This is a genomic window from Devosia aquimaris, from assembly GCF_020169335.1.
Taxonomy (GTDB): Bacteria; Pseudomonadota; Alphaproteobacteria; order Rhizobiales; family Devosiaceae; genus Devosia; species Devosia aquimaris.
Window position 1 is genome coordinate 754,488 of sequence record NZ_JAIEZN010000002.1, and the last position, 12,879, is coordinate 767,366.

Here is a 12,879-nt window from a genome sequence, read left to right on the forward strand (position 1 = left end):
GCTTTGTTCAGCAACAGCACACGGGTCGAGATCCAGTTCGGCGACTGCGATCCGGCCGGAATCGTCTATTATCCCAACTACTTCCGCTTCTTCGACAATGCCACCGCCGCGCTGCTCTCGGCCGCCTTTGCCATGCACAAGCGCAATTGGCTGGCGCACTACGGCATCGCCGGCATCCCAATGGTCGATACCGGCGCGCGCTTCCTGGTGCCCTCGCGCTTTGGCGATGTCGTTGAGATTATCTCCGAGATCACGGAACTGGGCCGATCCAGCTTCGGGGTCAAACATCGCTTGCTTCGCGACGGCCAATTGGCCATCGAGGCGCATGAAAAGCGCGTCTGGGTGGTCGCGGGCGAGGACGGCCGCATTCGCTCCGCCCCCTTGCCCGACGCGGTACGCGAACTCTTGGGTGCCGCATGAGCGCACGCGCAAAAGGACAGGCCATGGCTGACGAACTGATCATCGAGCACAAGGGCGCCACTGCCCATCTCACGCTCAACCGCCCCGAAAAGCGCAATGCCCTCAATGACAGCCTTGTCGCGGCGCTCGATGGCTTTTTCTCCGCCGTGCCCGCAGGCACGCGCGTCATCATCATCTCCGGCGCTGGCGGGCATTTTTCGTCGGGGCTGGACCTGTCGCAGCATGTCAGCCGCCAACCGCTCGAGGTGATGGCCCATTCGCGCAACTGGCACCGCGTCATGGCGCAGATTGCCAATTCACCCATTCCTGTGGTCGCCGCCATGACGGGCGCGGTGATGGGCGGCGGGCTCGAATTCGGCGCGGCCTGCCATGTCCGTGTCGCCGAGGAAACCGTGCGCTTCCAGATGCCCGAGGGTCTGCGCGGCATCTTTGTCGGCGGTGGCGGCTCTGTGCGCATCTCGCAGCTGATCGGCCCGGACCGGATGACCGAAATGATGCTGACCGGTCGGGTCTATTCGGGAACCGAGGGCGAGCGGCTCGGGCTGGCGCACCATCTGGTGCCCGAGGGCCGGGCCCTGGCCAAGGCCATAGAACTGGCCGAACGCATCGCCAGCAATTCCCCCACGATCAATGGCTTCATCATCCAGGCGATTGCCCAGATCGGCAGCATGCCGCCCGAAGCCGGGCTCTATGCCGAAAGCCTGGCCGCCGCGCTGAGCCAGACCGGCCCCGATGCCGAGGAAGGTTTGCGGGCGTTTCTCGAAAAGCGACCGCCGGTGTTCCGTTAGCGATCAACTCAGGCGGTCCAGCAGTGCCAGCAACTGGTTGCGGCTGGCCTCGCCGCCCAGCTGGCTCAGCAATTGCTGTTCCATGTCCTCATGGCGGGCCCGCGCCGCGGCGAGAAACTGCACGCCTTCGCCCGTCAAGTGCAAGGCATTGGCTCGGCGGTCCCCGGCGGCGGCGCGGCGTTCCAGAAAGCCCCGCGCCTGCAGGGCATGGACCAGGGTGACGAAATTGGCCCGCTTGATGCCCAGGGCATCGGCGATCTCGGTCTGCTTGCGGCCAGGATTGTCATCGATCAGCAGCAGCACCGAATACTCGGCCGGGCGCAGCCGCATTTCCTCAAACACCTGCAGGAAGCGCTGGAACACACTCAGCTGCGCCCGGCGCAGCCGATAACCCAGAATCCCAGTGGTAGATTCCGTTCGCAGTGCATCGCTCTGATTGGTCAGGTCTTCGCCCATGGGATTTCGGTTTTCCGTGGTTGGCAAACATTGTTATATTCCATAGCATTGGCTGCCAACAGGCCTATGCGAGGTCAAGGGCTAGCATGACAGCCCGGTTATCTCGATGGGGGGTAAAGGCGGATTATTCCTGCGAAATAGCCCGCATTCGATAACTCAAGGGTTATCGGTTGCCCATGACTTATCATTTTACATTCCGGGCCTGGCGGCGTCTATATCAGACCAAGAGGGCCTCTCCAGACGAAATATCGTTGGCGGGGCAGGGAGGATTGGCATTGTTCGAGGACACGTCTGTACTCGGCCGTCTGGCCACCGGAATGGCGAAAGCCATGGCCGTTGCCGGTGGGCTGGCATTGGTGGCCATGGTTGTTCTGGTGGTGGCCAGCGTGGTCGGCCGCGCCTTGATCGTTATCGGGCTCAAGCCCATTCTGGGCGACTATGAAATCGTCTCGATCGGCATGGGCTTTGCCGTCTTTGCCTTTTTGCCCTGGGTGCATCTTGAGCGTGGACATGCCATGGTCACCCTGCTCACGGACAGTCTTCCAAAAGTCTTCAACCGCTGGCTGCTGGTGCTCACCGACCTGATGATGCTGCTGGTCAGCGCCTTCCTGGCCTGGCGCCTCTATGACGGTACGCTCGACAAGCTGCGCTACGGCGAGACGACCCTGCTGCTGGGCTTCCCGCTAGGTTGGGGCTATGCCCTGGGCCTGGTGGGGGCGGTGGCCTTCGTTCTGGTCTCGATCTTTGTGCTGGGCCGTTCACTGACCAACGCGCTGGCCGGCCGCGACGAACCCCGGCGTGCGGGAGCTGACCTGTGACACCAGTCCTTCTCGGCATCCTGTCATTTCCCGTCGTTCTGGGGTTGATCGCCTTCCGCGTACCCATCGGGCTCGCCATGCTGGTGGTTGGCATCATCGGCTCATGGCTTGTCACCGGCACCATCAATCCGGTCATTGCCCAGTACAAAAACGTGACCTATTCGACCTTTGCCTCCTACTCGCTGTCTGTGGTGCCGCTGTTCCTGCTGATGGGACAGTTCGCCAGCCTGGGGGGCCTGTCGTCGGGCCTGTTCAAGGCTGCTGCCAGCTGGCTGGGTCATCGCAAGGGCGGCGTCGCCATGGCGGCAATCGGCGCCAGCGCTGGCTTCGGCGCTATCTGCGGCTCGTCACTGGCCACTGCGGCGACCATGGGTCAGGTATCGCTGCCCGAACTCAAGAAATATGGCTATTCGGACGCTCTGGCGACGGCGAGCGTGGCTGCCGGCGGTACGCTGGGCATTCTCATTCCGCCCTCGATCATTCTGGTGATCTATGCGGTGCTGGCCGAGCAGAACATCGCCAAGCTCTTCATCGCCGCTTTTGTTCCCGGCATCCTGGCGGTCCTCGGCTACATCATCGTCATCGCCGTCTATGTCCGCGTCTGGCCCGAAGGCGGCGGGCTGCGCGAGCGGGTGCCCTATGCCGAGCGGCTGCGCAATCTGGCAGAGATCTGGCCGGTGCTGGCCATCTTCCTGCTGGTCATCGGCGGCATCTATGGTGGCCTGTTTACCCCCACTGAGGCGGCAGCCATCGGTGCGGCCGGAACCGGCATTATGGCGCTGCTCTCGCGTCAGCTGACCTGGTCGCGGATCAGGACCGCCATGCTCTCGACGGCGTCGTCCACCGCGATGATCTTCATGATCGTTCTGGGCGCGATGTCGCTGAACAGCTTCCTGGCGCTGTCGCACCTGCCGCAGGAGGCCGCCGCCTGGGTCTCGTCACAGGGCTTCAATCCCTGGCTGGTGCTGACCATCGTGCTGCTGCTCTATCTGGTCATGGGCTGCGTCATGGACTCCCTGTCCATGATCCTGCTGACCGTGCCGATCATCTATCCGATCATGTCCGCCCTCGACTTCGGCCTCGGGCCGGACGAGTTCGGCATCTGGTTCGGCGTTCTGGTCCTGATTGTCGTGGAGGTGGGCCTGATCACGCCGCCAGTCGGGATGAACCTGTTCATTATCAATTCGATGTCGCCGGGTGCGCGGATTACCGAGACCTATCGCGGTGTATTGCCCTTCGTGGCCAGCGACATCATTCGGACAGCCTTGCTGGCGGCGTTTCCGCCGATCACGCTGTGGCTCGTCTGGGCGCTGTTCTAGGCGCCATCGTCAAGCGTCCGGCGCTGCGGGGAGTTGGGGCCGGTCGATTTGGGAACGGGCCATTGGCCCAAAACTGGGAGGAAACTATGAAGAGAAGGTCTATCGTGCTGGCAGGGCTCGTCGGGCTGGCCATGACCGCTTCGGCGGTCGCACAGGATGTCACGCTGCGCCTGCATCAGATGTTGCCGGCGCAGGCCACCATTCCCGCCAAGGCCATCGAGCCATGGGCGGCCAAGGTGGCCGAGGAATCGGGCGGCCGGATCAAGGTCGAGCTCTATCCGGCCATGCAGCTCGGTGGCGCGCCACCGGAGCTCTATGACCAGGCCAAGGATGGCGTCGTCGACGTCATCTGGACTGTGCTCGGCTACACGCCTGGCCGGTTCCCCAAGTCCGAAGTGTTTGAACTGCCCTTCATGATTCACAATGGCGAAGAGGGCTCTGCAGCCTTCTACAACTATGTGATGGCCAATTCGGCCGAGGAGTTCGACGGCGTCAAGGTCATCGCCCTGCACACGCACGGTCCTGGCCTGTTCCACACCAAGCGCCCGGTCAACACGCTCGAAGACCTCAAGGGCATGAAGATCCGTGGCGGGTCGCGCATCATCTCGGGCATGCTGGCTGAACTGGGCGCCGAGCCCGTCGGCATGCCGGTGCCCCAGACCACCGAAGCCCTGTCCAAGGGCGTGATCGAAGGCACCACCGTCCCCTGGGAGGTGACGCCCTCGCTCAAGATCTCCGAACTGGTGACCAACCACACCGGGTTCTCGGGCCAGTATGGCCTTTATACCCAGACCTTCGGCTTTGTGATGAACATGGATAGCTACAACCGGCTACCGGACGATCTCAAGAAGGTTATCGACGACAACTCGGGTCTGGAGACCTCGCGCCAGTTCGGTCGGGTGATGGATGAAGGCGATGCCGTCGGCCTCAAGATCGCGCAGGATCGTGGCAACACGATCATCACGCTCGATGATGCCGAGACGGCCCGTTGGCAGGCTGCAGCACAGCCCACCATCGACAAATGGGTTGCCGACATCAACGCCGCCGGCAATGACGGCGCTGCACTGCTGGCAGCGGCACGGGCCGCCATCGCGGCCGAAGCCAAATAGGCCGGCAGATCAATCGAAAATGAAACGGGCGCCGCGAGGCGCCCGTTGTTTTTTGTTTGCCCAGTTTCCACCGGGGGCGTTACGAATGCCCGGCCAGACTCAAATAGGCGCCACGAATTGCATTATCCGTCGTGGGCTGTCGCCGCGCCGCTCGCGAAAAGGCTGAAGAACCTTCGGACCGGTTCAGAAAACCATGTTGAGTTTCTGGCAGAAGCGGCTCGCCGCCCCGCCGGACCTCGCACCTCCGCTGGGCGCCGTTTGCCCCAGGCGGGTCAGTTGCGCCACTGTGGCTGTGGTTCGGCCAGCGTCTGCAGCGTTTCGGGCTCTGCACCCTCGATGCGGCGCAGCAGCAAATTGGTGAGTTCCACACCAGCTGCGAACACGTCTTCCCGAATGCTGTCCACGGCGGGAAACAGCGTCGGCAGGATGCCCGACGTCTGCTTGTAGATCAGGTGCACATCCTGCCCCATGCGCAGGCCGCCTTCCATCAGGCCGCCGGTCAACGCAATGGTGCGCATTTCGCTGTCACAGATGATGCCATCGGGCCGGTCGGGCTCATTGGCCAGCTCGATAGCCATGCGGCGCATTTCGGTGGGCGGCAGATACTGCATGCCCGTCATGATCCGCGGCTCGAGCCCCATGCGCGCGGTGGCCCGGTGAAAGGCCGTGACGATATTGTGGTGGTTGGTGGTCGTGTCATCGCCCACCACCAGCATGACGCGCTTGCAACCCCGGCTGGCCAGGCGCTCCACCGCCATGGTTGCAAACACCTCCGAATGGAAGTCGTGGAACGCATGGGGGGTGAAGAACTCTGTCCGCCCATGGCTGACAAAGGGAAAATCGGCATCGATCATCATCTGCACGCGCCGGTCACGCGGCGCCGTGTGAGTGATGATGACCCCGTCTGCCGTGCGATTGTCCAGCACATAGCGGATGGTGTCGCCGCTGATATTGCGTTCGAATTCGGGGATCACCGTCAGGTGGTAGCGTGTGCCCTTGATGGCATGGCCAATGCCCTGGATCATCTGCCGGGCGAAATCGATCGAATCTTCGGCGCCGTCGAGCACCAGGGCAATGACATTGGTTTTGCCGGTGCGCAGGCGCACGCCAGCGCGGTCGGGCACATAGCCAAGCGCCTTGGCGGCCTCGGCGACCTTGTCGCGGGTCTCCTGCTTGAGCGTGGTGCCGCCGCGCAACGACAGTGACACCGTCGACAGGCTCAGCCCGGTCATCTGCGCAATGGTGCGCAAGGTGACGCGCCCGCTGCTCCCTGTGCTTCTGATCGCCATGGGACCCCTTCCTTGCCATGGTTTTACACCGCCGCGATAAGAAACCAAAGACGCTAAAATATGCAACGATGCACAGCGAATTTTCGCATATCTGAAACGATTTCAGAAAAATAAGATACTGTAAATAAACACGAAAATAGTCGGAACGTCAGGCTGGCTGACCAAAACAAGAATTAATTTGCAACGTTGCATATCTTGTGGTTACGTCAGGCCGCGTTCAGGGCCAAATGGCCGGCGCGATGCCGCCCAACGAGACGGCCAAAGCAGCACGTGAGCAGCAGAGGAGGAGTTCATGCTCAAGAAGGGTTTTCTGACCACCGTGGCGGCACTGTCGCTGGTGGCCGCCGCCGCTATCCCGGCCCGGGCCGAAGTGACGTTCATGTATGCCGAGTGGATCTCCGCCCTGGTCGAGCCCGGCATCAAGGCGTTCGAGGAAGAGACTGGCGAGACCGTCAAGGCGATCAAGCTGCCCGGCCAGGGCTATGACCAGCGCATCGCGCTCGACCTGGCAGCCGGCACAGCCGCTGACGTCAATCTGATGGACAGCTTCATGGTCTCCGAGCTGGCGTCGTCCGGCTATCTTGAGCCGCTCGATGACCTCCTCGCCGGCTGGGACCAGTACCAGTATTACCTCAAGGGCCTGCTCGAAGTCGCCTCCTACCAGGGCCACGTCTATGCCCTGCCGACCGACACCGACGTGCGCATGCTTTGGTACGACAAGTCCAATTTCGAAAAGGCCGGCATTGCCATGCCGTGGGAGCCCAAGACCTGGGCCGACATTCTCGACGCTGCCCAGAAACTCAAGGATGCGGGCGTTCAGTATCCCTTCCAGTTGCCGGCCGGCACCAAGCAGGCTGAAGCGGCCACCATGCAGGGCGTCTACATGGCGCTGCTCGGCGCCGACAAGCCCGAAGGCGACCGCAATCGCCTGCTCAACCGCGAAACCGGCCAGTGGATCGGCGATAGCCCGGCACTCCGCCGCACCTTTGATCTTTACCACCAGGTCTATGTCGACAAGCAGCTCAACCCGGCTGACCTGAACTACGCCACCGATATCGGTGCGGCGGTTCGCGCGGCTCTGGCCAATGACCAGCTCGGCATCCTGGCGAGTGGGTCTTGGGAAGATGCGTGCCTGTGGGATTGCAACAATCCGCCCAGTCGCGAAGATCGCGATGCGCAGGTTGGCTGGACGCCCTGGCCCGGTTCGGGCGAGCCTGGCGCCAAGACCACGACCAACATCTCGGGTGGCTGGACCATTGGCATCAATGCCAATGCTGCAGACAAGGACATGGCGTTCAAGCTGGTGACCTCGATCTTTGACGAGGGCAATTTCAAGGCCTGGACCCTGGCCAACCACCGCATGGCCGTGCGCACCGATATCTCGGAATCGCCCGAATACACCGCTGATCCGTTCCTCGCCAAGGCGACGGCCCTGGCTGCCGACACCACGGGTCGTGACACCGTTCCGGGCTACCAGACGGTCTCGGCCCTCATCCAGCAGGCGACCGCTGACATTCTTGATGGCGCATCGGTCGATGACGTCATCCAGGAATACCACGACGCGCTGGTTGATGAGTTCGGCGCCGACAAGGTCATGACCTACGAATAATCCGTCTCCCAGGTGACGCCCGCACTGTCCTCCGGGCGTCACGAAAGGGGTGCCGCGACCGCAAGGTCGCGACACCCTTTATTTGACCGAACGGCGCACATTTCGCGCCCGAGTCAGGCTTTGCTCGACCGACCATTGTCGCCAGTGAGGGATCCGTAATGAAGAACCAGTCCAATCCCTGGCTCACCAGCAATCTTTTTGTCCTGGCGCTGGGCATGTTGCCGGCAGCGCTGCTGATCGGCGTGCTGCTCTATTTCACGGCCTGGGCCTTCGCATTCAGCTTCACAGATCTGGCCCTTGTGGGGCGCAAGTCCGTGGAATGGAGCTGGGTGGGCCTACAGAATTTCGAGCGCCTGTTTACCCGCAAGGGCTTCCTGGACGCGCTCTGGACCACGGTTATCTTTGTTTTCTTCTCCGCCATTGTCGGCCAGTCGGTGCTGGGCTTCCTGTTGGCGGCCACCCTGCGTGGTACCAGATCGGGCATTCGCAGCGTGGTCGAAGTCTGCATCATGCTCGGCTGGCTGCTGCCTGATATCGTGGCTGCCTTTCTGTGGTCGGCCACCACTAGCCAGACCGGCCTGATCAACGCCCTGATCGTGGTGCCGCTCGGTTTCCCGCCCATCAATTTCATCAATGACTATGCGCTGCCCGTAGTCATCGTCGCCAACGTCTGGAAGGGCACCGCCTGGTCTTACCTGCTGTTCTCGGCGGCCCTGGATTCGGTGTCTCGTGAGGTGATTGAAGCCGCCAAGGTCGATGGCGCAACGCCCTTCCAGCGCATCTGGCTGGTCATGTTGCCCATCATCCGGCCGCACATCGCCACCAACATGCTCTTCATCACCATCTGGACCTTCACCTACTTCCCGCTGATCTTCGCGATGACCGGCGGTGGTCCTGGCCGGCAGACCGAAACCCTGGCCGTCTTCCTCTACAACCAGAGCTTTGCGCGCGGCAATCTGGGCTTCGGTAGCGCCATTTCGGTGGCCATGCTGGCCATCGTCGGTGTGCTTTCCATCTTCTATCTGCGCCTGCTGCGGGAGCCCAAGTAAATGGAATCCAACCCCACGCATTCGCGCCTGACGGCCATTGCATTGACCTTCATGGCCGTCATCTGGGTGAGCCCGTTCTCCTGGCTGATCCTGAATGCCTTCAACACGGCCTCGACCGGGCAACTCGAGATTCCCCGCTCGGTGGGTCTCGACAATTTCGCCATGGCCATAAGTGGCAATGCCGGCCGGCAGTTCCTCAACTCCATGCTGATCGCTGCCGGCACCGCAACGCTCAGCGTGCTGGTCGGTATTTCGGCAGCCTATCCGCTGTCGCGCCTGCGCATTCCCGGGCGCAATGCCTTTCTGTGGACGCTCGTGCTGCTGCGCATGTTGCCCTCGGCTGGCGTGCTGGTGCCGCTCTATTTCGCGGCCCAGCGCGGCGGACTCCTCAACCAGTTGGGGGTCATCATCGCGCTGACCATTCTCAACCTGCCGTTCACGCTGCTGCTGCTCAAGAACTTCTTTGACACCGTGCCGATCGAGCTGGAGGAGGCAGCCTATGTCGAAGGTGCCACGCTGTTCCAGATCGTCACCCGCATCGTGCTGCCCATGTCCCGGGCCGGCATTGCCGTGGTCTGGTTCTTCAGCTTCACCGGCGCCTGGAACGAGTTCCTTTTGCCGCTGATCTTTGCCCGCGTGCAGGATGCCTTCCCCATGTCGGTGGGTCTCTACGCCGCCTTCGGCCAGCAGGGGGCCATCAACTACGGCTTCCTCACGGCCTATTCCATCATCTACGCAGCGCCGGCGGTCGGCGTCTATTTCTTGCTGCGGCGAAACATGAACACAGGGTTCGCCGGCGTCGGAGTCAAAGGATGACCTATTCCAACCCCCTCTCGTCCAAACTCGGACTGCTCGACGACGATCTCAAGATGGAAGGCAAGCTGCTCCGGCTGTGCTCCGATCTCGAGCAAAAAATCCTGACGCCCATCGCCGATGCGCCCTTCCAATGGCATGTGCAGCGCGCTGATGTGACGACCGAGGCCGCGTTGGCCGATGACTGGCGCGCCTGGGAACAGTTCGGCAGCCATTCGGTGTGGGCCAAGAAGCAGGGCCACACCTGGTTCGCCGCCGAGGTCGAAGTGCCCGCCGCGGCCGCCGGCAAGACCTTTGTGCTCAAGTTCACCAGCCAGTGGCAGGATCGTCCTGGCTCGACCGATCCGCAGTGCCTGGCCTATATCGATGGCAAGATCGCCCAGGCGCTTGATGGCAACCACACCGAACTGGTCATCGAACGGAAGGCCAAGCCGGGCAGCAAGCATACGCTGCTGGTCAATGCCTTCACTTTCTTTGATCGCCCGCTTGTGGGTTTCAAGGTCGAGTTCTTCACCCGCAACGAGCGCGTCGAGAAGCTCTATTATGACCTGATGACGCCGCTCGAAGTGGCCGTGCGCCTGCAGCAGCAGGATCCCCGTCGCCACGCCATTCTCAACATCGTCGAGCGGGCGCTGCGTGCCCTCGACCGCCGTGATGGCAATGTCGCGGGCCTTGAGGCTTCGCTGGGTGCTGCCGAAAAGATCGCCGCCGAAGTCTACGCCCTGGTCGATACGGAAACACAGCCGCAGATCACCGCGGTGGGCTCCACGCACCTCGATGTTGGCTGGCTCTGGCGCGTCATGCACACCCGCGACAAGACCGGTCGGTCCTTTGCCACGGTGCTCAACCTGATGGAAGAGTACCCCGAATTTGTCTTCATGTATAACCAGTCGGTGCTCTTCGACTTCATCAAGAAAGACTATCCCGAGCTGTGGGCGCGGCTGCTCAAGCGCGTCAAATCCGGGCAGTTCGAGATCGAAGGCGCCATGTGGGTGGAGCCGGACGTCAATATCGTCTCGGGTGAATCCCTGGTGCGCCAGATCATGCGCGGCCGCCGCTTCCACCTCGAAAACTTCGGCGTCGACCCCAAGACGGTCTGGCTCCCCGACACTTTCGGCTATTCGGCCAACCTGCCCCAGGTGATGGACAAGTCGGGCCTCAAATATTTCGTCACCAGCAAGCTGAGCTGGAACGACACCGACCGCTTCCCCTATGACAGCTTCCATTGGCGCGGCATCGACGGCACCGTGACCAAGGCGCAGTTGATCACCGCCCAGCGCTTCGAGAGCGAGCAGATCTTCACCACCTATAACGGCGATTTGTCGGTCTCCGAGACCATGGGCGCCTGGAAACGCTATGAGCCCAAGGCGGCGCACAGTGAAGTGGTCATGAGCTATGGCTATGGCGACGGCGGCGGCGGCCCCACCCGCGCCATGATCGAGCGCGGCATTCGCCTCGAACGCGGCATTCCGGGCGCGCCCCGCGTCAAGCTCGAGGGCATCGTGCCTTTCCTCGAGCGTCTGGGCGCCCATATGGATGCCCCCGATTCCCGCTTCCCCACCTGGAATGGCGAGCTCTATCTCCAGTACCATCGGGGCACGTTGACCTCGGTGGCCAAGAACAAGGCCAACAACCGCAACGCCGAGCGCAAGCTGCGCGAACTGGAGTTCCTGGGCATGATGGCGCTGGCCCAGTCCGGTGCGGCCTATCCGGTCGATGTGCTCGCCCAGTTCTGGGAGCTCGTGCTGATCAACCAGTTCCACGATATCCTGCCCGGCACCTCCATCCCCGAGGTCTACGCCGACAGCGACGCGGAATATGATCAGATCTTCTCCACCCTGAATTCTCACAACGGCCCCTGGCACACGGCTGCCCAGGCGTTCGCCAAGCCCGGCACCGAACAGCTGCGCCTGTTCAATTTCACGGGCCAGCAGCGTTCTGGCCTGGTGGTGTTGGGCAGTGAGCCGAGCCTTGCCGGCACGGCGCTCGCCAGTGCCGGGGCCAATCATCCCGTGCAGCGTCTCGTTGGTGCCGCTGGCGAGACCAGCTACGCAGCCCCGGTTGCTGCAATTGCCCCGCTCGGCTGGACAGCAGCGCAACTGGTGCAGGGCGATGGCGGCAAGGCCAAATCGAGCCTCACTGTCTCGGCAACCAACCTCGAGAACGACCTGCTCAAGGTGACCCTCGATGCCGCTGGCGAAATCATCTCGGTCTTCGACAAGACCCGCCAGCGCGAGACACTGGCCGCCGGTGCTCGCGCCAACCGCCTCATCGCCTATGAAGACAAGTCGATGGAATGGGACGCCTGGGACATCGATCGCTATTTCGAGGAACAGTTCTGGCCGCTCGCCGATGGCAAGTCCGTCGTGAGCGTTGTCGAAACCGGTCCGCATCGCGCCGCCATCCGTGTCGAGCGCAGCTACCAGTCGTCCAAAATTGTCCAGGTCATCTCCCTGGCCGCTGGCGAACGGCAGGTGGAGTTCGACACCTTCATCGACTGGCATGAGCGCCACACCGTGCTCAAGGCGCAGTTCCCCTTCGATCTCAACACCTCGGAGATCCGCTCAGAAATCCAGTTCGGCCACGTCAAGCGGCCCACTCATCGCAATACCAGCTGGGACAAGGCGCGTTTCGAGGCCTCGATGCACCGCTGGGTTGATCTGAGCGAGACCGATTTCGGCATCGCACTGCTCAACGACAGCAAATATGCCTATGACTGCATCGAACAATCGGTGCGCCTGACGCTGGTGCGCGGCTCGACGTTCCCCGACCCGCAGGCCGACATCGGCGAGCATCGCATCCGTTATGCAATGTTCGTGCATGATGGGGTGACCGATCTGGCCGAAGTTCACCGCGCTGCCGAGCGTTTCAACAATCCGGTTGCCGTCATTGGTACGCTCGCCCCGGCCAAGGCGCTGGCCGCCGAGCTCCCCAGCTTCAGCTTCGCCCAGGTTGACTGCAACAACGTCACCCTGGAGACGGTCAAGAAGGCCGAAAAATCAAACGCGGCCGTGTTGCGCGTGTTCGAACACGCCAATATCCGCGCACAGGCGACCATCACCTTCGGGGTCAAGGTCAAGTCGGTGCGCAAGGTCAACCTGATGGAGGAGCAGCCCAGCAAGCCCCTCAAGCTGACGAACAACAGCGTGACCCTGGCGCTGCGGCCGTTCGAAATCGCCACCCTGCTGATCGAAACCTGAGGAGATTCC

Annotated in this window: 11 protein-coding genes; 9 read left to right on the forward strand and 2 right to left on the reverse strand. The window is 62.2% G+C overall.

The window, feature by feature from the left end:
• Positions 1-3 precede the first annotated feature (3 nt).
• A complete protein-coding gene (locus K1177_RS16595) occupies positions 4-420 on the forward strand; it encodes an acyl-CoA thioesterase (protein WP_224704958.1) in 417 nt (138 codons plus the stop codon).
• Positions 421-443: 23 nt separating this feature from the next.
• Positions 444-1,208 carry a crotonase/enoyl-CoA hydratase family protein gene (locus K1177_RS16600; protein WP_224704960.1) on the forward strand — a complete coding sequence of 255 codons (765 nt, stop codon included), beginning with the start codon at positions 444-446 and terminating at the stop codon, positions 1,206-1,208.
• Between the two features lie 3 nt (positions 1,209-1,211).
• On the opposite strand, the gene K1177_RS16605 is transcribed toward K1177_RS16600, so the two are convergent.
• Complete coding sequence (locus tag K1177_RS16605; RefSeq protein ID WP_224704962.1) at positions 1,212-1,664, reverse strand: MarR family winged helix-turn-helix transcriptional regulator; 453 nt, start codon at positions 1,662-1,664, stop codon at positions 1,212-1,214.
• A gap of 329 nt (positions 1,665-1,993) precedes the next feature.
• On the opposite strand from K1177_RS16605, the gene K1177_RS16610 reads away from it, so the two are divergent.
• The 3 genes from K1177_RS16610 to K1177_RS16620 all read left to right on the forward strand — a co-directional run bounded on the left by K1177_RS16610 (position 1,994) and on the right by K1177_RS16620 (position 4,910).
• The gene (locus K1177_RS16610) at positions 1,994-2,482 is read left to right on the forward strand and encodes a TRAP transporter small permease (RefSeq protein WP_224704964.1); all 489 of its coding nucleotides are present in this window, start codon (positions 1,994-1,996) and stop codon (positions 2,480-2,482) included.
• Positions 2,479-3,801, forward strand: coding sequence for a TRAP transporter large permease (locus K1177_RS16615; RefSeq protein WP_224704966.1), 1,323 nt, complete (start codon positions 2,479-2,481; stop codon positions 3,799-3,801). The genes K1177_RS16610 and K1177_RS16615 overlap by 4 nt, the downstream gene beginning before the upstream one ends.
• 86 nt (positions 3,802-3,887) lie before the next feature.
• Positions 3,888-4,910, forward strand: coding sequence for a TRAP transporter substrate-binding protein (locus K1177_RS16620; RefSeq protein WP_224704968.1), 1,023 nt, complete (start codon positions 3,888-3,890; stop codon positions 4,908-4,910).
• A gap of 272 nt (positions 4,911-5,182) precedes the next feature.
• Here K1177_RS16620 and K1177_RS16625 read toward each other — a convergent pair whose 3' ends face one another.
• Positions 5,183-6,199 carry a LacI family transcriptional regulator gene (locus K1177_RS16625; protein WP_224704976.1) on the reverse strand — a complete coding sequence of 339 codons (1,017 nt, stop codon included), beginning with the start codon at positions 6,197-6,199 and terminating at the stop codon, positions 5,183-5,185.
• Between the two features lie 292 nt (positions 6,200-6,491).
• Between K1177_RS16625 and K1177_RS16630 the strand changes: the two genes are divergently transcribed.
• The 4 genes from K1177_RS16630 to K1177_RS16645 all read left to right on the forward strand — a co-directional run bounded on the left by K1177_RS16630 (position 6,492) and on the right by K1177_RS16645 (position 12,870).
• On the forward strand, positions 6,492-7,808 hold the full coding sequence (locus tag K1177_RS16630) for an extracellular solute-binding protein (protein ID WP_224704978.1): 1,317 nt from the start codon (positions 6,492-6,494) through the stop codon (positions 7,806-7,808).
• A gap of 158 nt (positions 7,809-7,966) precedes the next feature.
• Entirely contained in the window at positions 7,967-8,857 is an 891-nt protein-coding gene (locus tag K1177_RS16635; protein ID WP_224704980.1) for a carbohydrate ABC transporter permease, read from the forward strand.
• A complete protein-coding gene (locus tag K1177_RS16640) occupies positions 8,858-9,673 on the forward strand; it encodes a carbohydrate ABC transporter permease (RefSeq protein WP_224704982.1) in 816 nt (271 codons plus the stop codon). It abuts the gene before it with no gap.
• Positions 9,670-12,870, forward strand: coding sequence for an alpha-mannosidase (locus tag K1177_RS16645; protein WP_224704984.1), 3,201 nt, complete (start codon positions 9,670-9,672; stop codon positions 12,868-12,870). Before K1177_RS16640 ends, K1177_RS16645 begins: the two co-directional genes overlap by 4 nt.
• The last annotated feature ends 9 nt before the right edge of the window (positions 12,871-12,879 follow it).

What these genes read in the sequence shown, in the direction of transcription:
- K1177_RS16600 (WP_224704960.1), top strand. Translation starts at nt 444, where the DNA reads ATGGCTGACGAACTGATCATCGAGCACAAGGGCGCCACTGCCCATCTC.
- K1177_RS16605 (WP_224704962.1), bottom strand. Translation starts at nt 1,664, where the DNA reads ATGGGCGAAGACCTGACCAATCAGAGCGATGCACTGCGAACGGAATCT.
- K1177_RS16610 (WP_224704964.1), top strand. Translation starts at nt 1,994, where the DNA reads ATGGCCGTTGCCGGTGGGCTGGCATTGGTGGCCATGGTTGTTCTGGTG.
- K1177_RS16620 (WP_224704968.1), top strand. Translation starts at nt 3,888, where the DNA reads ATGAAGAGAAGGTCTATCGTGCTGGCAGGGCTCGTCGGGCTGGCCATG.
- K1177_RS16625 (WP_224704976.1), bottom strand. Translation starts at nt 6,199, where the DNA reads ATGGCGATCAGAAGCACAGGGAGCAGCGGGCGCGTCACCTTGCGCACC.
- K1177_RS16630 (WP_224704978.1), top strand. Translation starts at nt 6,492, where the DNA reads ATGCTCAAGAAGGGTTTTCTGACCACCGTGGCGGCACTGTCGCTGGTG.
- K1177_RS16635 (WP_224704980.1), top strand. Translation starts at nt 7,967, where the DNA reads ATGAAGAACCAGTCCAATCCCTGGCTCACCAGCAATCTTTTTGTCCTG.
- K1177_RS16640 (WP_224704982.1), top strand. Translation starts at nt 8,858, where the DNA reads ATGGAATCCAACCCCACGCATTCGCGCCTGACGGCCATTGCATTGACC.
- K1177_RS16645 (WP_224704984.1), top strand. Translation starts at nt 9,670, where the DNA reads ATGACCTATTCCAACCCCCTCTCGTCCAAACTCGGACTGCTCGACGAC.